The sequence below is a fragment of the Aeromonas sp. HMWF015 genome, from assembly GCF_963878965.1.
Taxonomy (GTDB): domain Bacteria; phylum Pseudomonadota; class Gammaproteobacteria; order Enterobacterales; family Aeromonadaceae; genus Aeromonas; species Aeromonas veronii.
The window spans coordinates 1-19,782 of record NZ_CAWNZT010000349.1 but is presented as its reverse complement, the minus strand read 5'-3'; the positions used below and the strand labels follow the sequence as shown (position 1 = coordinate 19,782).

Annotated in this window: 20 protein-coding genes, 2 tRNA genes and 1 pseudogene; 9 read left to right on the top strand and 14 right to left on the bottom strand. The window is 56.8% G+C overall.

The window, feature by feature from the left end; all coding sequences use genetic code 11:
* From AACS18_RS17640 to rlmE, 8 genes are all read right to left on the bottom strand, one after another.
* Positions 1 to 74, bottom strand: a tRNA-Met gene (locus AACS18_RS17640).
* Between the two features lie 92 nt (positions 75 to 166).
* Positions 167 to 251 (bottom strand) — tRNA-Leu (locus AACS18_RS17635).
* A gap of 7 nt (positions 252 to 258) precedes the next feature.
* The gene (gene secG, locus AACS18_RS17630; RefSeq protein ID WP_108612883.1) at positions 259 to 585 is read right to left on the bottom strand and encodes a preprotein translocase subunit SecG; all 327 of its coding nucleotides are present in this window, start codon (positions 583 to 585) and stop codon (positions 259 to 261) included.
* Positions 586 to 1,350 carry a triose-phosphate isomerase gene (tpiA, locus tag AACS18_RS17625; RefSeq protein ID WP_108612882.1) on the bottom strand — a complete coding sequence of 255 codons (765 nt, stop codon included), beginning with the start codon at positions 1,348 to 1,350 and terminating at the stop codon, positions 586 to 588. It abuts the gene before it with no gap.
* 131 nt (positions 1,351 to 1,481) lie between these two features.
* A complete protein-coding gene (gene glmM, locus AACS18_RS17620; protein WP_005338823.1) occupies positions 1,482 to 2,816 on the bottom strand; it encodes a phosphoglucosamine mutase in 1,335 nt (444 codons plus the stop codon).
* Between the two features lie 15 nt (positions 2,817 to 2,831).
* The gene (gene folP / locus AACS18_RS17615) at positions 2,832 to 3,677 is read right to left on the bottom strand and encodes a dihydropteroate synthase (protein WP_108612881.1); all 846 of its coding nucleotides are present in this window, start codon (positions 3,675 to 3,677) and stop codon (positions 2,832 to 2,834) included.
* 59 nt (positions 3,678 to 3,736) lie between these two features.
* Complete coding sequence (gene ftsH / locus AACS18_RS17610) at positions 3,737 to 5,683, bottom strand: ATP-dependent zinc metalloprotease FtsH (RefSeq protein ID WP_005343537.1); 1,947 nt, start codon at positions 5,681 to 5,683, stop codon at positions 3,737 to 3,739.
* Positions 5,684 to 5,728: 45 nt separating this feature from the next.
* On the bottom strand, positions 5,729 to 6,358 hold the full coding sequence (gene rlmE, locus AACS18_RS17605) for a 23S rRNA (uridine(2552)-2'-O)-methyltransferase RlmE (RefSeq protein WP_005338828.1): 630 nt from the start codon (positions 6,356 to 6,358) through the stop codon (positions 5,729 to 5,731).
* A gap of 97 nt (positions 6,359 to 6,455) precedes the next feature.
* Between rlmE and yhbY the strand changes: the two genes are divergently transcribed.
* The gene (gene yhbY, locus AACS18_RS17600; RefSeq protein WP_005338829.1) at positions 6,456 to 6,752 is read left to right on the top strand and encodes a ribosome assembly RNA-binding protein YhbY; all 297 of its coding nucleotides are present in this window, start codon (positions 6,456 to 6,458) and stop codon (positions 6,750 to 6,752) included.
* Positions 6,753 to 6,855: 103 nt separating this feature from the next.
* A complete protein-coding gene (locus AACS18_RS17595; protein ID WP_108612880.1) occupies positions 6,856 to 7,437 on the top strand; it encodes a PilZ domain-containing protein in 582 nt (193 codons plus the stop codon).
* 76 nt (positions 7,438 to 7,513) lie between these two features.
* Here the strand turns inward: AACS18_RS17595 and greA are convergent, their stop codons facing one another.
* From greA to pomA, 3 genes are all read right to left on the bottom strand, one after another.
* On the bottom strand, positions 7,514 to 7,990 hold the full coding sequence (gene greA / locus AACS18_RS17590; RefSeq protein ID WP_005338833.1) for a transcription elongation factor GreA: 477 nt from the start codon (positions 7,988 to 7,990) through the stop codon (positions 7,514 to 7,516).
* Positions 7,991 to 8,146: 156 nt separating this feature from the next.
* Entirely contained in the window at positions 8,147 to 9,040 is an 894-nt protein-coding gene (locus tag AACS18_RS17585; protein WP_108612879.1) for a flagellar motor protein MotB, read from the bottom strand.
* A gap of 9 nt (positions 9,041 to 9,049) precedes the next feature.
* Positions 9,050 to 9,808, bottom strand: coding sequence for a flagellar motor protein PomA (pomA, locus tag AACS18_RS17580; protein ID WP_108542214.1), 759 nt, complete (start codon positions 9,806 to 9,808; stop codon positions 9,050 to 9,052).
* Between the two features lie 211 nt (positions 9,809 to 10,019).
* Here pomA and xseB point away from each other — a divergent pair, with 211 nt between their 5' ends.
* From xseB to dxs, 3 genes are read left to right on the top strand one after another with little or no spacing between them, the layout of a single operon-like run.
* Positions 10,020 to 10,271, top strand: coding sequence for an exodeoxyribonuclease VII small subunit (gene xseB / locus AACS18_RS17575; RefSeq protein WP_040068599.1), 252 nt, complete (start codon positions 10,020 to 10,022; stop codon positions 10,269 to 10,271).
* Complete coding sequence (gene ispA, locus AACS18_RS17570; RefSeq protein WP_042080637.1) at positions 10,272 to 11,162, top strand: (2E,6E)-farnesyl diphosphate synthase; 891 nt, start codon at positions 10,272 to 10,274, stop codon at positions 11,160 to 11,162.
* Positions 11,163 to 11,183: 21 nt separating this feature from the next.
* Positions 11,184 to 13,052, top strand: coding sequence for a 1-deoxy-D-xylulose-5-phosphate synthase (dxs, locus tag AACS18_RS17565; protein WP_108612878.1), 1,869 nt, complete (start codon positions 11,184 to 11,186; stop codon positions 13,050 to 13,052).
* 133 nt (positions 13,053 to 13,185) lie between these two features.
* Here the strand turns inward: dxs and ushA are convergent, their stop codons facing one another.
* Positions 13,186 to 14,910 carry a bifunctional UDP-sugar hydrolase/5'-nucleotidase UshA gene (gene ushA, locus AACS18_RS17560; protein ID WP_108612877.1) on the bottom strand — a complete coding sequence of 575 codons (1,725 nt, stop codon included), beginning with the start codon at positions 14,908 to 14,910 and terminating at the stop codon, positions 13,186 to 13,188.
* Between the two features lie 268 nt (positions 14,911 to 15,178).
* On the opposite strand from ushA, the gene AACS18_RS17555 reads away from it, so the two are divergent.
* The 3 genes from AACS18_RS17555 (at position 15,179) to AACS18_RS17545 (ending at position 16,985) form a co-directional block, all read left to right on the top strand.
* On the top strand, positions 15,179 to 15,523 hold the full coding sequence (locus AACS18_RS17555) for a DUF2956 domain-containing protein (RefSeq protein ID WP_005349520.1): 345 nt from the start codon (positions 15,179 to 15,181) through the stop codon (positions 15,521 to 15,523).
* Positions 15,524 to 15,666: 143 nt separating this feature from the next.
* On the top strand, positions 15,667 to 16,002 hold the full coding sequence (locus AACS18_RS17550; RefSeq protein ID WP_005358483.1) for a hypothetical protein: 336 nt from the start codon (positions 15,667 to 15,669) through the stop codon (positions 16,000 to 16,002).
* Between the two features lie 113 nt (positions 16,003 to 16,115).
* Positions 16,116 to 16,985 (top strand): hypothetical protein, encoded by an 870-nt coding sequence (locus AACS18_RS17545; RefSeq protein WP_108612876.1) that lies wholly within the window; start codon positions 16,116 to 16,118, stop codon positions 16,983 to 16,985.
* Between the two features lie 54 nt (positions 16,986 to 17,039).
* On the opposite strand, the gene AACS18_RS17540 is transcribed toward AACS18_RS17545, so the two are convergent.
* Both AACS18_RS17540 and fkpA read right to left on the bottom strand, forming a co-directional pair.
* Entirely contained in the window at positions 17,040 to 18,446 is a 1,407-nt protein-coding gene (locus tag AACS18_RS17540; protein ID WP_108612875.1) for a sigma-54-dependent transcriptional regulator, read from the bottom strand.
* A 151-nt stretch (positions 18,447 to 18,597) separates the two neighbouring features.
* Positions 18,598 to 19,401 carry an FKBP-type peptidyl-prolyl cis-trans isomerase gene (gene fkpA / locus AACS18_RS17535; RefSeq protein ID WP_108612874.1) on the bottom strand — a complete coding sequence of 268 codons (804 nt, stop codon included), beginning with the start codon at positions 19,399 to 19,401 and terminating at the stop codon, positions 18,598 to 18,600.
* 118 nt (positions 19,402 to 19,519) lie between these two features.
* Here fkpA and AACS18_RS17530 point away from each other — a divergent pair.
* Positions 19,520 to 19,782: pseudogene (locus AACS18_RS17530) on the top strand (hypothetical protein); the annotation flags it as partial.

Below are 19,782 nucleotides of genomic sequence, written 5' to 3'. Positions count from 1 at the left end.
TTGCGGGGGCCGGATTTGAACCGACGACCTTCGGGTTATGAGCCCGACGAGCTACCATGCTGCTCCACCCCGCGTCCGAAATCGTGCGAGATTATAGCCACTTCACTCTCTCGATACAAGACTGACTGGCTATAATACACTCGGTTTCCCGAGCTCACTGCTTAATTGGTGCCGTGGGCGGGACTCGAACCCGCACACCCTAGAGCACTACCCCCTCAAGATAGCGTGTCTACCAATTCCACCACCACGGCAAAACTCTTACTCGGGAACGTCAGTATCTTTCTTCACTGGCGCGTTGCTCTGCTCAACCTGTTGGGTTTGTTGCAGATTTTCCCACTCACTACCCTGTTTTATCTTGTTGCTGGACATAGATCCGAGCACCAGGCTGATAACGAAAAACAGAGTAGCCAAAATTGCTGTTGTTCGGGTCAGGAAACTGCCTGAACCACCGGAGCCGAATACTGTGTTCGATGCCCCTGCGCCGAAGGAGGCGCCCATATCAGCCCCTTTACCTTGCTGAATCATCACCAGACCAATCAGAGCCAGTGAAACCAGCAGATAAACGACTAAAAGAATCTCGTACATTTAACTTGCACCCTTTGCCGCTTCAACAATTCCTAAAAACGCATCGCTATCGAGGCTTGCTCCGCCAATCAGTCCGCCATCAATGTCGGGCTGTGCAAACAAATCTCTCGCGTTGCTCGGCGTTACGCTCCCACCATAGATGATTCTAACTTTCTCACCTATTACCGGAGTATCCTCCGCCAAGCGACCACGTATAAAGGAATGAACCTCTTGTGCCTGCTCGGGTGTGGCGCATTTACCTGTACCTACAGCCCAAATCGGCTCGTAGGCGATGATAGCATTATCGAAAGCCATCGCGCCATTTTTCTCTATGACGATATCCAGCTCTTCAGCGATCACCTCGAAGGCTCTTCTCGCCTGCCTCGCCGCACCTGATTCACCTAAACATAGGATGGGAATCAAGCCTGCCGCTCTGGCTGCCGCAAACTTCTCTGCGACGATAAAACTGGTCTCACCAAAGAGACGCCTGCGCTCGGAGTGCCCTACCAATACGTAACGACACCTTGCCTCAACCAGCATCTGACACGAAATTTCTCCAGTGTAAGCGCCAGTGGCGTGCTGACTCACATTCTGAGCCCCCAACTTTATTACTTTCTGCTCGTTGAGCAGTGAAGCGGTAAAGTCGAGATGCACATGGGAAGGACAGAGAACCACATCTACTTTTCCGTCAACGCCGTTTAGACACTGACTCGTAAACTGCTCTAACTGCGACCTACTACCGTGCAACTTCCAGTTGGCTGCTACAAACGGCTTGCGATGTCCCATCGGCAACTCCCTTGCGAAAGCGGGGCTGATAATATCCAGAGGATGCTCAGCTGACAAGTGCTATTTTTAATTTTTTGAATCGTTTGAACAAGATACAACCAGGGCGGCTAAAAAGCCGCCCTGGTTGTTCATTAAAACGCCGATTCAACCTGCTTGGCGATGCGCTGAGCCATGTCACGCACCTGCTGTTCATGCTCCCCTTCGACCATGACCCGGATCAGCGGTTCGGTACCTGATTTACGCAACAGTACGCGACCACGGCCAGCCAGCTCCTGTTCCACCTTGGCAACCTCAGCCATGACAGCATCAGCGGCCAGCGGATCCTTGCCTTCGGCAAAACGAACATTCACCAGCACCTGCGGGAACTTGCTCATGCCGGAGCGCAGCTTGGCCAGCGGCATCTCGGCGCTGCGCATGGCGGTAAGCACCTGCAAGGCGGCGACGATGCCATCACCCGTAGTGGTCTGATCCAGGCAGATGATGTGGCCGGAGTTCTCGCCACCGATACGCCAGCCCTTCTCTTCCATCATCTCCAGCACATAGCGGTCACCCACCTTGGCACGGGCAAACGGAATGCCCAGGGTTTGCAGCGCCAGCTCCAGACCCATGTTAGCCATCAGAGTGCCGACGACACCGCCTTTGAGGCGACCATTGCGCAGGGCATCGCGCGCGATGATATAGAGCACTTCATCACCGTCGATGAGATAGCCGGTATGGTCGACCATGATCAGACGGTCACCATCACCATCAAAGGCAACCCCCAGATCAGCCTTGCACTCCAGCACCTTGGCAACCAGAGCGTCAGGTGCAGTCGAACCGACACCATCGTTGATATTGAGACCATCCGGGGCACAGCCCATGGTGATCACTTCAGCACCGAGCTCGCGGAAAACCGACGGCGCAATGTGGTAAGTGGCACCGTGACCACAATCGACCACCATTTTCACCCCATCCAGATTCATGTGGGAGGGGAAGGTGCTCTTGCAGAATTCGATATAGCGACCGGCGGCATCATCAATGCGCACCGCTTTGCCAAGTTCGGCCGACTCGACACACTTGAGCTCGTGATCCAGCTCGGCTTCGATCGCCAGCTCGACATCATCGGGCAGCTTGGTGCCATCGGCGGAGAAAAACTTGATGCCGTTGTCGTAGAAGGGATTGTGGGAAGCGCTGATGACGATGCCGGCTTCGGCACGGAAGGTGCGTGTCAGGTAGGCAACCGCCGGCGTGGGCATCGGCCCCATCAAAATGGCCTTGAGGCCTGCCGCAGAGAGCCCCGCTTCCAGCGCGGATTCCAGCATGTAACCGGAGATGCGGGTATCTTTGCCAATCAGCACCTTTTTGGTGCCCTTCTTGGAGAGCACCTTGCCTGCAGCCCAACCCAATTTCATTACAAAATCAGGAGTGATCGGGTATTCGCCAACCTTGCCGCGCACACCATCGGTACCGAAATACTTTCTTGCCATTGTCTGTTCTCTTTATTATCTGGAAATAAAATCTTGTCCCGTCATTGCCAGCCAACCGACGCGCAATGCGTCCATGGTCTCCCGTACATCGTGTACCCTGATGATGCGGGCCCCATGCTGCATACCGATAAGGGCGCATGCCAGACTGCCCGCCAGACGCTCATCCACCGGACGGCACAGCAGGTTGCCTATCATAGACTTTCGCGACATCCCCACCAATAGCGGCAAGCCATAATCAAGCAGTTCCTTTTGAGCCGCCAACAGCTGATAGTTGTGTGCAAGGGTTTTGCCAAAGCCATATCCCGGATCCAGCAACAGCTCTTCACGACGGATCCCGACCGCCAGGCAAGCCGCAATGCGTTCATCAAAAAAGGCGCGTACCTCCCCGATCAGGTCATCATAGTGGGGCTCGACTTGCATGGTTCTCGGCTGCCCCTGCATATGCATCAGGCAGACAGGGACAGCAGCCTCAGCCGCGGCCTGCAGTGCTCCAGGCTCTTGCAGAGCCCGCACATCGTTGATCAGATGGGCCCCCGCCTTGCAACCCTCCCGCATCACAACCGCTTTGGAGGTATCGAGGGAGATCATCACATCCAGCCCACGGACCATCTGTTCCACGACCGGAATGACCCTGTCCAGCTCCTCCTGCTCGCTCACATCAGGCGCACCAGGGCGGGTTGACTCGCCACCGATGTCGATGAGGGTCGCACCGTCAGAGACCATCTGGCGCGCATGGGCCATGGCCCGTTCAAACTGGTTGAAATTGCCACCATCGGAGAAGGAGTCGGGCGTTACATTGAGGATCCCCATCACATGGGGACGATCGAGAGAGAGGCTGAGCCCCTTGCTGGTTAACTGCATTTTCACGTCCATCTGATAAAGAAAAACCCCGGGCAAGCCCGGGGTTTGGAGAGTCACGATTATTTGGCCGGAGCGTCGTTGGCTTTGTCGATAGTGACATCCGCCACCGGTGCAGCCTCATCGGCAGGCTTGGCTTCGGCAGCCACAGTGGAACCGCCTTGCGGGGTATCACCGTGCTCGTCATGCCAGTTGCTCGGAGCACGTACCTCGCGACGCGCCATCAGATCATCGATCTGTTTGGCGTCGATGGTCTCGTACTTCATCAGCGCATCTTTCATGCTGTGCAACACGTCCATGTTATCCAGCAGGATCTGCTTGGAACGGGCGTAGTTGCGGTCGATGACCTGCTTGACCTCGGCATCGATAACGCGAGCGGTATCGTCGGACATGTGCTTGGCCTTGGCCATGCTGCGACCGAGGAACACCTCGCCATCTTCTTCCGCGTAGAGCATCGGGCCGAGACGCTCGGACATACCCCACTGGGTCACCATCTTGCGTGCAATGTCGGTCGCCCGCTCGATGTCGTTGGAAGCTCCAGTAGAAACCTTCTCGGCACCATAGATCAGCTCTTCTGCCAGACGACCGCCATACAGGCTGGAGATCATCGACTCCAGATGCTGCTTGGAGTGGCTCCAGCGATCCTGCTCCGGCAGATACATGGTCACACCCAGCGCACGACCGCGCGGAATGATGGAGACCTTGTAAACCGGGTCATGGTCAGGAACGAGACGACCAATGATGGCGTGACCGGCTTCATGATACGCAGTCATCTCTTTTTCGGACTCTTTCATCACCATGGAGCGGCGTTCCGCACCCATCATGATCTTGTCCTTGGCCTTCTCGAACTCGGCCATGGAGACCACTCGGCGACTCTCGCGGGCAGAGAAGAGGGCTGCTTCGTTGACCAGGTTGGCCAAATCCGCACCGGAGAAACCGGGGGTACCACGGGCAATCAGCGCCGGATTGACATCATCCGCCAACGGAACTTTGCGCATGTGCACTTTCAGGATCTGCTCGCGACCACGAACATCCGGCAGACCGACCACCACCTGACGGTCGAAACGGCCCGGACGCAGCAGTGCCGGATCCAGTACGTCAGGACGGTTGGTGGCAGCAATGACGATGATGCCTTCATTGCCTTCAAAGCCATCCATCTCGACCAGCATCTGGTTAAGGGTCTGCTCACGTTCATCATGACCACCACCCAGACCGGCGCCACGCTGGCGACCGACCGCATCAATTTCATCGATGAAGATGATGCAGGGGGAAGATTTCTTGGCCTGTTCGAACATGTCACGCACCCGGGAGGCACCAACACCGACGAACATCTCTACGAAATCGGAACCTGAGATGGTGAAGAACGGCACCTTGGCCTCGCCCGCAATAGCCTTGGCCAGCAAGGTCTTACCGGTACCGGGAGGACCAACCAGCAGCACACCGGTCGGGATCTTGCCACCCAGTTTCTGGAATTTGCTCGGGTCGCGCAGATAGTCGACCAGCTCTTTCACCTCTTCCTTGGCTTCATCGCAACCTGCAACGTCAGCAAAGGTGGTCTTGATCTGATCTTCGCTCATGAGGCGAGCCTTGCTCTTGCCGAACGACATGGCACCTTTGCCACCGCCGCCCTGCATCTGACGCATGAAGAAGACCCAGACACCGATCAGCAGCAGCATCGGGAACCAGGAGATGAAGATAGAGGTCAACAGAGACGGCTCTTCCGGCTTTTCGCCCATCACTTTGACATTGTGATTGAGCATGTCGTTGAGCAGCTGGGGATCCGGCGCAGGGATGATGGTGGTGAATCGTTCACCAGTACGCTTGACGCCATTAATGACCTTACCGTCCATCCGCACTTCACGGATCTGCTCTTGGGTCACCTCTTTAACGAAGCTGGAATAGTCCAGCTGGCGACTGGTGGTATCGCTGGGGCTGAAGCTATTGAACACCGACATCAAAACGACGGCGATGACCAGCCACAGGATTAAGTTTTTCGCCATGTCACTCAAATCAGTAACCTCGCAGACTGACAGTTAACGATGAAGGTTAGGGTACTACAGTTTAAAACCGGTAGCCACAATGTAGACTTCCCGTGATCTGGCGCGGGATGAGTCTGGTTTACGAATTTTGACAGCGGAGAAAAGTTTACGAATTTCATTGAGATAGGCATCAAAGCCCTCTCCCTGAAACACCTTCACTACGAAACTGCCGTCACTACGCAATACCTGATTGCACATGTCCAGCGCCAGCTCGACCAGATACATGGCGCGAGCCTGATCCACCTGCTGGGTACCGCTCATGTTGGGCGCCATATCAGACATCACGACATCGACCTTGTCGGGACCCACTCGCTCCAGCAAAGCGCCGAGTACAGTTTCCTCCCGAAAGTCCCCTTGCAGGAAATCGACACCTGCAATGGGATCCATCGGCAAAATGTCACATGCGATGACGCGACCCGAATCACCAACCTGTTCAACCGCGAACTGGGACCAACCACCGGGGGCTGCACCCAAATCCACTACGGTCATGCCATGTTTCAGCAAGCGATCCTTGCCCTGGATCTCGTCAATCTTGAAAACAGCACGAGAACGCAGGCCCATTTTCTGGGCTTTTTTGACGTATTGATCGTCGAAATGTTCTTTTAACCAGCGAGTTGAACTGGGGGAACGTTTTTTCTGGGTCATGATAATCGACTTTAAAAAACCACAAGGGTTATTAGTATTAAGGGCTAAGTGGGGGTAGAATACGCCCCTTTCAACCCTGACTTATGAAGAAATTGCGATGATTCTCAACAATAAACAGAAACAGTACCTCAAGGGCCTTGCCCATAGCCTCAAGCCTGTCGTCCTGCTGGGTCAGCATGGTCTGACCGAAGGTGTACTGGCAGAGATCGATCTGGCACTGAACCATCACGAGCTGATCAAGGTTAAGGTTGCCTCTGAAGATCGCGAAATGAAACAACTGGTTATGGATGCTATCGTCCGTGAAACCGGTTCAATCAAGGTGCAAAGCATGGGTCATGTGCTGACCATTTATCGTCAAGCCAACGAACCCAAAATCCAGCTGCCCCGCAAGTAAAAGGAAAGAGCATCGCTCTTTCCTTATTCCACTTATTCCCGAGTCGCTTGCCAAAGTAGTCGCAAAGCCCTTAACCTGCGATGAATACTTCCGGACACGCATTATGGCTCACCATCCTATTCTGACCGACGATGAGCTGGCCATGCTGCGGGACTTGGGGAGCAATCAGGACACCCATGTTCTGAGTGGTCACCTCGATGCCCCCATGCTTGGCTTGCTGCAAAAAGCCGAACACCTTGCACTCGAAGCCCGCTTCGCAGGCCATCAGCTGCGTTTTCCCCTGAGCTTTACCCAAGGGGAAGATGGCTTCGTCGAGCCCCGGTTATCTGCACCGGTCATCAGGGAGCTGGGATTTGCGCAACCGCGCGCCTGGCGTCTCACCCAAAAAGCCAAGCTATGCAGCGAGCTGGGCCTGTTTCAGGTACTCAGCCTCTCCCTCAACGGCCTCATCGTGGAAAATTTGCCCATCGACATGGTGGCCGATACTCCCATCAACGGCGAGCTCTGTATCGAGCAAGAGGACCCTCTTCCACTGCAGGGACGACTGGTAAGGCGCATAAAAGCCAATGCCGACCATGCCACCTGGGCGCTGAGCTTTCAAATGAGCGAGAGCAACATAGAACGGCTGCGCCACTGGTTGTTTCAGCGTCATCAGGACGCCTTTACCGAGGCGTATCTGTCCTGATTTTTATCAATAATCATATAGATAAAGACAAACAGGGGAGCACCAGCCCCCCTGTTTCATCGTCTGTAGCATTCGCTTAGATATAAGCGACTTCCAGTACTTCGTATTCCACATCACCGCCCGGGGTCTTGACGATTGCAACATCGTCCACTTCCTTGCCAATCAGGGCGCGGGCAATGGGGGAGTTGACAGAGATGAGGTTTTGTTTGATATCAGCCTCATCATCACCCACGATGCGGTAGACCACCTCTTCCTCTGTCTCGCTCTTGAGCAGAGTCACAGTCGCGCCAAAAATAACGCGGCCGTTGTTGGTCATCTTGGTGACATCGATCACCTGCGCATTGGAGAGCTTGGCTTCAATCTCCTGAATGCGACCTTCACAGAACCCCTGCTGCTCGCGAGCGGCATGGTATTCGGCGTTTTCCTTCAGATCACCGTGCTCACGGGCATCGGCAATCGCTTCGATAATCTGGGGACGAAGCTCGGTCTTGAGATAATCGAGCTCTTCGCGCAGCTTCTCAGCGCCGCGAACAGTCATCGGAGTATGATTCATAGTCGAAACCTGGGTTGCTTGAAAATAGAAACTGCGGCCATCTGCAAGGAGGCCGCAGCAATCGGTTCGGATGAGGCATCTTAATATGAAGCCAACACAAAATCCACGTCAGCCCCCTGATGCAGATCCCACTTGCGTCATCGACATTCCCCTCGCTTACTTCCCTTCCGGTACGGAAATGGGGGACGAAACAGTCGGTTTGCCCTGCATGATGGCGATCTCCACCCGCCGGTTCATCCGACGATTTTCTGGGGTGGTATTGGGCACCAGTGGTTGGGAGTCCGCCATCCCCTGCACCACCAGTCGCCCCTGATCAAAACCGGGGACCTTCAGCATCTGGTGCGCCACCGCCACCGCACGTTGCGACGACAGCTCCCAGTTGGACTGGAACAGCTCATCTTCGGTCGCCACGTTGTCGGTATGACCAGAGATGGTGATTTCACCCGGCACATCCTTGAGCAGGGTCGCGACCTTGCGAATGACCGGCCAGAACTGGGGCTGCAGAAATGCCGAACCGGCCGGGAACGACGCTTTTTCCCTGATCCGGATGATGATCTGCTGGCCCAGCGCCTCAATTTCGATGGCGCCATCCTGGATCTGATCTTTCATCTGTTCGGCGAGGGCTTTGGCCAGGGTATTGGACTGCTGCTGCGCCTTCTGTGCATCCTGCGCGGTATCGCCCCCCGTCTGCTTGCCATCACTCTTGTCCTGACCACCGGCCTGATCCGACTCGCCGGGCAGAAACTCCAGTTCGGTCTGGGTCAAATCGATGGTTTGCTGCATCACGGTATCAATCGGCGTGGGCTCAGGGCGACCGGGCCTGAACTCCTGGGCAATCACCGAGGTTCCCTTGGGAATATCTTTCACTTCGAGGATGTTCTGTACCCCGAATGCCTTCTCCATAGAGCCGGCGATTTGCTTGAACTTCTGCACATCCATCTCGGCAAAGGAGAGCAACAGCACGAAGAAACACATCAGCAGCGACATGAGGTCGGCAAAGGTCCCCATGTACGCGGGTAAGCCAGGCGGTGGGCATTTGCAATCAGACATGTTGCCCCCTTACTCGGCGCCGTTATTGCGTTTGGACTGGTTCAGATAGTTTTGCAGCATGGACTGGATCACCCGCGGGTTCTGGCCATCCTGAATCCCCATGATGGCATCGAGGATCAGGGTACGACTGAGCTTCTCCTCTCCGCTGCGCAGCTCCAGCTTGTCGGCAATCGGGATCGCAATCATGTTGGCAAGCACTGCGCCATAAAGAGTGGTAAGCAAGGCCACCGCCATCGCAGGCCCGATCGACTTGGGGTCACTCATGTTGGCCAGCATGGCCACCAGACCCACCAACGTACCTATCATCCCCATGGCGGGCCCTAAATCAGCCAAAGAACGAAATACCTTGATCGCGATAGCATGACGTTCGGCCGTCAAATCGATGTCTTTCTCCAACACTGTGCGCACCACGCTCGCATCGTGACCATCGACCAGCATATCGATCCCTTTTTTCATAAATGCATTGGGGATCTCTGCGGCCTCCAGTGCCAGAAAACCCCCTTTGCGGGCGGCATCTGCCAGCTCGACGGCTTTGGTAATCAGATCATCGAGCTTGTCGCCCTTGTACATAAAGGCTTTACCACCGACCTTGATAGCCAAAAAAAACTGGCCAAGGTTAAATTTCATCATGGCAATGAAGATGGAACCAAAGATGGTGATGTAGACCGATGGCATATCCACATACATGCTCATGGGGCCACCCAGCAGCATGCCGTACACCACCACCCCGAAACCCAGCACTATCCCTATCAGACTGCCTAGATCCACGTCCCTACTCCTGTCACCGGTTCTTATGCCTAATTATAGTTTGTTGAATTTTCTGCTATTGCGACCCTAGCGGCAAGCATGCATCCACTGAGAATGATGGCTCATTATCGGCCAGTTTAGCGAGAGTTTGAGGAGCCAGTGCTTTTCTGCCTCCCCCCTATGGACGGTCGATGTTAATATAAGCCGTTTTTTTCAATCCCCGAGGATGGACATGGCCAGTAAAAAAATCGACCGTCTGAGTTTTGATGCCACTCTGGAAGAGCTGGAAACCATCGTTCATCAGCTGGAACAAGGTTCCCTACCCCTGGAAGAGGCACTCAAGCAGTTCGAGCAGGGCGTTCATCTGGTTCGCGCCGGTCAGCAGAAGCTGGAACTGGCCGAACAGAAGATCCAGATCCTGCTCAGTCAAGCCGATGGCAGTGACCAGCTCGCCACCTTCCAGCCAGAACAAGGAGAGGAGTGAGTGGCGCTGGACCATTTTTCCCGTCTGCATCGTCAGCGTATTGACGACTGTCTGTCAGCACAACTTGAATCCTTGCCCGCCATGGCGCCGCGCCTGCGCGATGCCATGAGTTATGGCTTGCTGCTGGGCGGCAAGCGGGTTCGCCCGTTTCTGGTCTACGCGGTCGGCGAGATGCTGGGCGTCAAGAGCGAACTGCTGGATGGCCCCGCGGCTGCCGTGGAGTGCATCCACGCCTACTCCCTGCTGCACGATGACCTGCCCGCCATGGATAACGACGACTTGCGTCGTGGTCAGCCAACCGTTCACAAGGCGTTTGACGAAGGAACCGCCATTCTGGCCGGTGATGCGCTGCAGACCCTGGCGTTCTCCATTCTGGCCGATCACCCCATGCCCGATACCTTGATGGCCAACCGGGTGCGGATGCTGAGTACCCTCGCCCGCGCCTCCGGCTATCTGGGTATGTGTGGCGGTCAGGCGCTGGATCTGCAGGCCGAAGGTCGCCAGATCACGCTTGCCGAACTGGAGCAGGTACACCGCCACAAGACCGGTGCGCTGATTGAATGTGCCGTGGCGCTCGGCGCCCTGTGCAAAGCCGATGTCGATGACGCCACGCTGGCTGCACTGCAAACCTATGCCGCCGCCATTGGCCTCGCCTTTCAGGTGCAGGATGACATCCTCGACATCACAGGTGATACCGCCACCCTGGGCAAGCCACAAGGTTCTGACCTGGCGCTTGAGAAAAGTACCTATCCGGCCCTGCTCGGACTCGAAAATGCCCGTGAGCTGGCTCGCGAACTGCATGGGAAAGCCTTAACAGCCCTGCAATCCTTGCCCTACAATACCGACATTCTGGAAGCGTTTGCCGATTACATCATCGAGCGAACCCACTAAACGCTGGATAACAGTAACAATATGAGCGTTGATATTAGCAATTTCCCCAACCTGGCCCTCGCGGACACTCCGGTCGAGCTGCGTTCCTTGCCCAAAGATCGGCTGCCGGTGCTGTGCAACGAGCTGCGCGAATATCTGCTGCGCTCTGTCAGCCGCTCCAGCGGACACTTTGCCTCCGGTCTCGGCACGGTCGAACTGACCGTGGCCCTGCACTACGTCTACAACACCCCGTTCGATCGGCTGATCTGGGATGTGGGCCATCAAGCCTATCCCCACAAGATCCTGACCGGGCGCCGTGACCAGATCCACACCATCCGGCAGAAGGATGGCCTGCACCCCTTCCCCTGGCGTGGTGAAAGCGAGTACGACGTGCTCTCCGTCGGCCACTCCAGCACCTCCATTGGTGCGGCGCTCGGTATGGCGGTCGCCGCCGAGAGTGAAGGGCTGGGTCGCAAGGTCGTTGCAGTGATCGGGGATGGTGCCATTACCGCAGGGATGGCCTTTGAAGCGCTCAACCACGCTGGCGATGTCCATAAAGACATGCTGGTGATCCTCAACGACAACGAGATGTCCATCTCCGAGAATGTCGGGGCGCTCAACAACCATCTGGCCCGGGTCATGTCCGGCAAGCTCTACACCACCATCCGCGAAGGTGGCAAGAAGGTGCTGGCGGGCCTGCCACCGGTCAAGGAGCTGGCCAAGCGGGCCGAAGAGCACCTCAAGGGGATGGTTGTGCCCGGCACCCTGTTCGAGGAGTTCGGCTTCAACTATATCGGCCCCATCGACGGTCACGATATCGAGGCGCTGGTCGAGACCCTGCGCAACATGCGCAACCTCAAGGGCCCGCAACTGCTGCACGTCAAAACCAAGAAGGGAAAGGGTTACGAGCCGGCGGAGAAAGACCCCATCGGTTATCACGCCGTGCCCAAGTTCAATCCTGACGATTGCTCCCTGCCCAAGGCGAGCAGCGCCAAACCCACCTTCTCAGCCATCTTTGGCCAGTGGCTGTGCGACATGGCCGCCAAAGACGAAAAGCTGGTCGGCATCACCCCCGCCATGCGCGAAGGCTCGGGGCTGGTAAAATTCAGCCAGCAGTATCCGGATCGCTACTTCGATGTGGCCATTGCCGAGCAGCATGCGGTCACTTTCGCCGCGGGTCTCGCCGTCGCCGACAAGAAGCCGGTGGTGGCCATCTATTCGAGCTTCCTGCAGCGCGCCTACGATCAGGTGATCCACGACGTGGCGCTGCAAGATCTGCCGGTGCTATTCGCCATCGACCGGGCCGGTCTGGTGGGCGCCGATGGCCCGACCCATCAGGGGGCGTTCGACATCAGCTTCCTGCGCACCGTGCCCAACATGGTGGTGATGACGCCATCTGACGAGAATGAGTGCCGCCAGATGCTCTATACCGGCTATCTCCATCAGGGCCCTGCCGCAGTGCGCTATCCGCGCGGCAGCAGCCTGAGCGACGCCCCCATCTCGTCAGAGATGCAGGCACTGGAGCTCGGCAAGGGACGAATCCTGCGAGAGGGTAAGGGCACTGCCATTCTGGCGTTTGGCACCTTGCTGCACCACGCCAAAGCGGCCGCCGAAGTGCTGGATGCCACCTTGGTGGATATGCGCTTTGTCAAACCGATGGATGAGGCACTGGTGCTGTCGCTGGCGGCCAGCCACGATCAGTTCGTCACCATCGAAGACAACGCCATCATGGGCGGCGCCGGTTCGGCGGTGAACGAACTGCTGATGCGCAGCAAACAGTGCAAGCCGGTGCTCAACCTCGGCCTGCCGGATCGCTTCGTTGAACAAGGCACCCAGCAGGAGATCTATGCCCTGCTCGGTCTGGACGATGCAGGCATCCAGCGCAGCATCGAAAGCTGGCTGCAAGCCTGACAAGACACGATATGATGCAATAGAAAGGAAAATTCCGTAACGGTTCGAAAAAATCCCCAGGTAATGCCTGGGGATTTTTTTAAGAAGACAGCAGAGTGTGACTACTGTTGTGACGATACCTGATCGACAGCGCTTAGTTACACCCTTCGGAAGAGGCTGAGTTCAGATAGCTCACCTCATTGCCAGGCTGATAATCCGCCACGTTGATGGTCTTCTTGATCTCGATGTACTCCTTCAGCACTGCAGCATCCACCAACCCGGCGTTGATGGTATCGATCTTCGGATAGCCGTCACCACCGGAGGCGCTGAAGCTCGGGATCGCGAAGCTGTAAGTCGCTGCCGGATCAAACGCCTTGCCACCGATACTGGTGATATTGACGCTCTTGGCCTGGCAATCCACCGCCATGTTGATACCGCCAAACTGGGCATAACCACCGGTATTGCGGGTCTTGCTTGCCACCTGGCCCAGATAGGTCGCCAGCTCGCTTCCCTTCATGACAGCCTTGTTGACCGTGTTGCCAAACGGGTGCACCAGCAGCACGCTGCGGTAGGTGATATCACCGGCCGGGATGCTGTCACGGACGCCGCCAGAGTTGACGATACCAAAGTCGACACCCAGCTTGCTGCTGGTCGCCGTGGTGATGAGGCGACCCAGGTTGGTCTGCTTGTTGCGAACCGAGTTGCGATCACCAACCAGCAAGCCATCTGCCGAGCCAATGACGACATTCAGCTCTTGCTGACCTTTCTCCTGATAACCCAGCAGGGTGTTATACAGCTCGGGATCCTTGGTGATCTCGTCCTGTACGAACTGCATCTTGGCTGGGTCCTTGGTTACGGCGCCGTTGGCATCGATCGCTTCGCCCTTGGCGTTGCGCTTGATGAGGTTGACCGGGATCAGGTCATAGCTGGTCAAGGTCAACTTGCCATTCTGGTACTCAAACTGGGCACGACCCACATACTTGCCCCACTCGTGAGCCTGCATGATCCAGGTGCCGTTCTGCTGGTCCGGTTGGCAGTTATCACCCGGTTTGAAATTGGCGTACTTGTTGGTGGTACCCGGTTCCATACAGACTGGATTCTGGGAGTGGCCCCCAATGATGGCATCCAGAGTCCCTGCCGGAAGTGCACGAGCCATCTCTACATCGCCCGGCGCATTGCTGCCGTGCTGACCATTCTCGTAATGGCCCATGTGAGTGATGGCGAAGACCAGATTGGCCTCCTTGTTGCTGCGGATCTGCTGGCCCAGTTTGGCCGCCTCGCTGGTCGGATCGCGGAACTCCAGGGTCTGCACGTTGTTGGGGTCAACCAGCTGGGCGGTATCTTCGGTGGTCAGGCCCAGTACGGCAACCTTGAGACCGCTCTCCAGCTTGAACACCTTGTAGGGGTCAAAGTAGTGTTTGCCGCTGGCTTTGTCATAGATGTTGGCCGAGAGCATGGGGAACTGGGCCCACTTGCGCTGCTTCTCCAGCACGCTGAGGGGGTTGTCGAATTCATGGTTGCCCACTGCCATGGCATCGTAACGAATGTTGTTCATCGCCATGAAGTCAGGCTCGGCATCCTGCAGATCGGACTCCGGCACGCCGGTATTCACATCACCACCGGAGAGCACCAGTACGTCACTGCCAGCAGCCTTGGCATCGGCACGCAGCTGCTCGACCAGAGTCTTCTGGGCAGCCATACCATACTCATTTTCAGCGTTGTGCCAGAAACGGCCGTGGGTATCGTTGGTGTGCAGTATGGTCAGTTTGCAGACATTTTCGGTGCAGGGTGCAACGGTGTCATTGGTAGAGGTATTACAGCCAGTCAGTGCAGCAAGCACGGCCAGTGCCACGCCGCCTTTGATAAAGTTATTATTCATTTCCATATCACCTTGATTGTTTTGTTATTTATCAACCCTGTCCAGCGGGTCGGGCGCCAATATAACAAACAACAGATGACCGTTTTTCATCGATGACTCACAAATTCTGCTAATTGTGATCTTCGGCCCAACATCCAGCCTCCTGCTGATTTATCAGGTTTTTTGTTGAGCAGTCACTCACTTGCGCCCCTCCCGCACCAAGGAGGCGCCACGTATACGCCCCTTTATGGCATACTCCCCAGCCAGCCATGCCCGAGGAGATGATTTGATGGCCAAGTACGACAAGATTTCCCCCGAGACCCAGCAGGAGGCGATGAAAATTGCCCGTGCCAACCAGAAGCCGGGGCAGACCAAGGAGCAGACCCAGCTTATCGCGCAAGGGATCCAGAAAGGCATCGACGAGTACAAGAAGCAGATGAAGGCGCGGGCCCGTGAAGCGAGCCGCCAGAAAAAATTGCAGGCCAAAGCCAGGCAACCACAGGGCGCACCACAAACCGAAGAGCAAGACGATCAGCTGGAGCTGGTTGAAGTAAGCCATCAGCATCCCCTGCCTTGGATCTTGCTGGTGTTGAGCTGGCTGGGATTTGCAGCAGCCTGGTTCTGGTTGCACTAAGACGCGCTAGCAAACCTTTATCCGGGATCCTCTTCACAGCCCGGGCCCGGGCTGCTGGTGATTACCTGCGAAGAGTGGTTAAATCCCGCGCCTCTTGCACCGGACAACCGGTTTTTTGACGATCAGTTTTCAGGAAAGATGTTATGAACCCCGCTCCGCTCTATCTGCTGGCCCCTTTTGTTCTGTTCCTTGTGACCATGCTGCTCTATCGCATTTCGCCGCTGCGGGCGGTCGCCGCCGGCGGGGTACGCTGGTTTATCCTCCCCGCCTTCACCCTGTTTATTTTGCTGATCATCATCAATGGAGCCGCCGATCCCGCCCTGCGCGATCCGGCATTCCACTGGTTGATGCCGGGCCTTGGCTTTGCCCTGAGCCTGTTTCCGGCCCTGCCCAAGGCGCTGGTGCCAAGGCTCGCCATCAAGGAGGGGGCCTTTGCCGCCCTCGGTCTGATGCTGATGAGCCTGGCTATGGTCTACTGAGCAACTGGTCACAGCCGTTAACATGACTCAAGGGGCGCTCTGTGACGGGCGCCCCTTGTACAAACAATGGCCTGCAGGCATCTTGGTGACAGGATAACCAGCAAGGAGGCCAAATGGACAATCCGCCCGATTTCATGGCGCTGTGGGATTATCAGGATCCCGCCGCCAGCGCCCTGCGTTTTCACACCCGTCTTCCCGAAGCGCGCGCCGCCGCCGACCTGCAACTCGAACTGGAGTTGCTGACCCAAATTGCCCGCACCCACTCGCTGCAGCGCCAGTTTGCCGAAGCCTATCAGCTGCTCGACGAGATAGAGCCCCGCCTCACCGATAAAACCCCCAGAGCGCGGATCAGGGCCCTGCTGGAACGAGGCCGCACCTTTAACTCGGCGGGCGACAAAGCCAGTGCCAAACCGCTGTTTGAACAAGCCTGGCAATGGGGGCTCAAGGAGAAAGAAACCTATCTCGCCATCGACGCCGCTCACATGATCGCCATCGCTGCGCCGCTGGAAGAGCAGAGCCGCTGGCATCAACTGGCGATGGAGCTGGCGGAACGCAGCAGTGACGAGAAGGTGCGCGGCTGGCTGGCTCCCCTTTACAACAATCAGGGCTGGACCCTGTTCGAATTGGGCCGCTTTGATGAGGCGAAAATCCAGCAACAGAAGTGCCTGGCCTGGCATCTGCAGCATAACCAGCCGGCCAAGGCGTTTATCGCTCGCTGGAGTCTGGCTCGCCTGACCCGGGCCCAGGGTCAGCACCAGCAGGCACTGGCAGAGCTGCACCAGCTCAAGGCCGATATGGCCGAGGCAGGCGAACCTGAGGATGGTTATCTGTTCGAGGAGCTGGGGGAGAATGCCTTGGTGCTGGACGATCCGCTGGCCGCGGAATACTTCTCCCGCGCCTGGTTTCTGCTATCGCAGGACCGCTGGTTCAGCGCCAACGAGGGGGAACGACTGGCCCGCCTCAAGCGCCTCGCCAAACTCTGATCCCCAAAATAGCAAGGGCGGCACGCTAGCCGCCCTTTCTGCTGGCAAGATGGTTCAGGCCCGATTGGACTCCTCCCACCCCTGCTTTTTACGGTAAATGGTGGAGGGGCTGATCTCGAGCAGGGCCGCCGCCTTGGGAATATTGCCGTCACAGCTGGCGATGGCCTGTTCGATCACCTCTTTCTCCACCAGCCAGAGCGGACGAATTGGCCCGTTGGCCACGCCAGTGGCGGCCGGAGCCGATGCCACCGCTGCCGCAATCGCAGCCGGCAGCTGGGGGCGCACCCCATTGAGCGGTGGCGGCAGAATATCCGGGCTCACCAGCTCCTTGTCATTGAGCACCACGATATTGCGTACCACGTTTTGCAACTCGCGTACGTTGCCGGGCCAGGGGTAGTCGAGCAGCACTCGCGCAGCCTCGACATCAAAATCCTTGAAGCGTTTGTTCTCCTCCTTGGCGTAGCTCTGCAGCAGGGTACGCGCTAGCAGCAGGATATCCTCACCCCGCTCCCGCAGCGGCGGCAGGGTAAGCGGAATGACGTGGAGCCGATAGTAGAGATCCTCGCGAAAACGGCCTGCTTTTACCTCCACCAGCGGATCCCGGTTGGTGGCGCAGATAAAGCGCACATCCACCGTCTCGAGCTTGCCGCTGCCGACCCGCTGCACTGTGCCGGTCTGGATGAAGCGCAGCAGCTTGCTCTGCAGGTCGAGATCCATCTCGCAGATCTCGTCGAGAAACAGGGTACCGCCATCGGCCAGACTGGCTGCCCCTTTGCGATCCCCCTGGGCGCCGGTAAAGGAGCCCTTCACATGACCGAAGATCTCGCTCTCCATCAAATCGTGGGGAATGGCGGCGCAGTTGAGGGCAATAAAGGGCTGTTCGCTGCGGGGACTGCACTGGTGAATCGCCTCGGCACACACCTCTTTGCCGGTGCCGCTCTCGCCAGTGATAAAGACGGTCGCCTTGCTGGGCGCCGCGCTTTCGATGATGCGATAGACCGCCTGCATCGACATGGAGGCACCGATAAAACCGAAGAAGGAGCTACGCTCGAAGTTTTCCCGATAGTGGGCAACCAGCGAGCTCAACTGCTGGTGTTTCAAGGCATTGCGAACAGTGGCGCAGAGCCGCTTGCTGTCAAACGGCTTGGTCAGAAAATCGAAGGCTCCGAGGCGCATCGCCTCCACCGCCACATCCACCGAGCCGTGGGCGGTGATCACCACCACAGAGCAGGGCAGTTGCTGTTCGGTGATCATCTGCAGAATATCCATACCGGACATATCCGGCAGCTCCAGATCCAGCAGCACCACGGGGGAAGGACTTGCCAGCAACTGCGCCAACGCCTGCTGACCACAATCGGCCAGCACCACCTCGTACCCCTCCTGGCGCAGGTACTGTTCATAGACCACCGCCAGACTACGGGTATCTTCCACCAGCAGGACACGCGATTTATTTTCAGCCACTGGACTCATCCTTGTATTTGATTCTGCGATCTATTTTGCCTTATTTTCGCGCGCAAACCCAACGCCAAGACAGCTCTGTTATCCCGCGATTGCAGGGAATACACAAGTAAAAACGGCTCCTTAAGGAGCCGTTTTTCACTACAAGAAAAGATTACTTCTTGGCATCGTCGGCAGTCGGCTTCTCGATAGCCAGCAGCTCAACGTCAAACACCAGCACGGCATTCGCCGGGATGGAGCCTGCACCGTGCTCGCCATAGGCCAGCTTGGACGGCAGGAAGAACTTGAACTTGGAGCCAACCGGCATCAGTTGCACACCTTCAGTCCAACCCAGGATAACCTGGTTGAGCGGGAAGGTAGCCGGCTCGCCGCGATCGACGGAGCTGTCGAACTTGGTGCCGTCAGTCAGGGTACCGGTGTAGTGAACCTTGACGATATCGGTAGATTTCGGCTTGGCGCCAGTGCCCATCTTCTCGACCACGTACTGCAGGCCGGATTCAGTGCTCTTCACCCCCTCTTTCTTGGCGTTGGCAGCCAGGAACTCTTCGCCCTTCTTCAGATTCTCAACGGCGTCTTTCTCGGCCTTGGCCTTGGTCAGCTCGTTGATCTTGGCGTCGTAATCCTGCAGTACCTTCTGGATCTCTTCATCAGTCATCTTGGCTTCTTTGCCCAGACCGTCAGTCACCCCTTTCAGGATCACGGCGTTGTCCAGTTTGATGCCCAGTTCCTGCTGACGCTCCAGGGTATTGGCGATGTAACGACCCATGGAGAGGCCAATTGCGTAGCCAGATTGCTCTTCAAAGCTCTTGGCTTCGGCCTTGGTCGCCTCTGCCGGCTTGCTGGCTTCTGCCTTCACTTCGGCGGTATTGGCCGCAGCAGGCTTCTCGTCTTTTTGGCAAGCAGTCAGACCGACGGCAACGGCCGCCGCCAACAGGGACACCTTCAGAAATTTGTTCATCAGTTTCTCCAAACTCCAAATACCGCTCTCGGTTCCATCGTGAAATGAGAGGTTTATCGTGATAAGCGCCTTATACTAACGCCGTGATCGCAGGTAACAAAAGCGTGAGACCGCAAAAATGATAAAAAGTGCCATTTATCTGGTGAGCCTCTGTTTAATGCTCACCGGTTGCGAGCAGAGCTCCCAACCCAACCAGCAAATGACCCTCGCCAGCACGGGTCTGCTGACCGCAGATCTCTCCAGTGATGGCAAGCAGGCCATCGTCTCCAGCATCAGCCAGGGCATCATCGTCTGGGATCTGGAACAGAACCGTCAACGCTGGCGCTGGAAGCAATCCGACTCTACGGAAGATCTGGTATTCATTACCCGTTTTTCCGAAGG

Excerpts from the sequence above, each read along its gene's own strand:
- secG (WP_108612883.1), bottom strand. The coding sequence starts at position 585 with ATGTACGAGATTCTTTTAGTCGTTTATCTGCTGGTTTCACTGGCTCTG.
- tpiA (WP_108612882.1), bottom strand. The coding sequence starts at position 1,350 with ATGGGACATCGCAAGCCGTTTGTAGCAGCCAACTGGAAGTTGCACGGT.
- glmM (WP_005338823.1), bottom strand. The coding sequence starts at position 2,816 with ATGGCAAGAAAGTATTTCGGTACCGATGGTGTGCGCGGCAAGGTTGGC.
- folP (WP_108612881.1), bottom strand. The coding sequence starts at position 3,677 with ATGCAGTTAACCAGCAAGGGGCTCAGCCTCTCTCTCGATCGTCCCCAT.
- rlmE (WP_005338828.1), bottom strand. The coding sequence starts at position 6,358 with ATGACCCAGAAAAAACGTTCCCCCAGTTCAACTCGCTGGTTAAAAGAA.
- yhbY (WP_005338829.1), top strand. The coding sequence starts at position 6,456 with ATGATTCTCAACAATAAACAGAAACAGTACCTCAAGGGCCTTGCCCAT.
- AACS18_RS17595 (WP_108612880.1), top strand. The coding sequence starts at position 6,856 with ATGGCTCACCATCCTATTCTGACCGACGATGAGCTGGCCATGCTGCGG.
- greA (WP_005338833.1), bottom strand. The coding sequence starts at position 7,990 with ATGAATCATACTCCGATGACTGTTCGCGGCGCTGAGAAGCTGCGCGAA.
- AACS18_RS17585 (WP_108612879.1), bottom strand. The coding sequence starts at position 9,040 with ATGTCTGATTGCAAATGCCCACCGCCTGGCTTACCCGCGTACATGGGG.
- xseB (WP_040068599.1), top strand. The coding sequence starts at position 10,020 with ATGGCCAGTAAAAAAATCGACCGTCTGAGTTTTGATGCCACTCTGGAA.
- dxs (WP_108612878.1), top strand. The coding sequence starts at position 11,184 with ATGAGCGTTGATATTAGCAATTTCCCCAACCTGGCCCTCGCGGACACT.
- ushA (WP_108612877.1), bottom strand. The coding sequence starts at position 14,910 with ATGAATAATAACTTTATCAAAGGCGGCGTGGCACTGGCCGTGCTTGCT.
- AACS18_RS17555 (WP_005349520.1), top strand. The coding sequence starts at position 15,179 with ATGGCCAAGTACGACAAGATTTCCCCCGAGACCCAGCAGGAGGCGATG.
- AACS18_RS17550 (WP_005358483.1), top strand. The coding sequence starts at position 15,667 with ATGAACCCCGCTCCGCTCTATCTGCTGGCCCCTTTTGTTCTGTTCCTT.
- AACS18_RS17545 (WP_108612876.1), top strand. The coding sequence starts at position 16,116 with ATGGACAATCCGCCCGATTTCATGGCGCTGTGGGATTATCAGGATCCC.
- fkpA (WP_108612874.1), bottom strand. The coding sequence starts at position 19,401 with ATGAACAAATTTCTGAAGGTGTCCCTGTTGGCGGCGGCCGTTGCCGTC.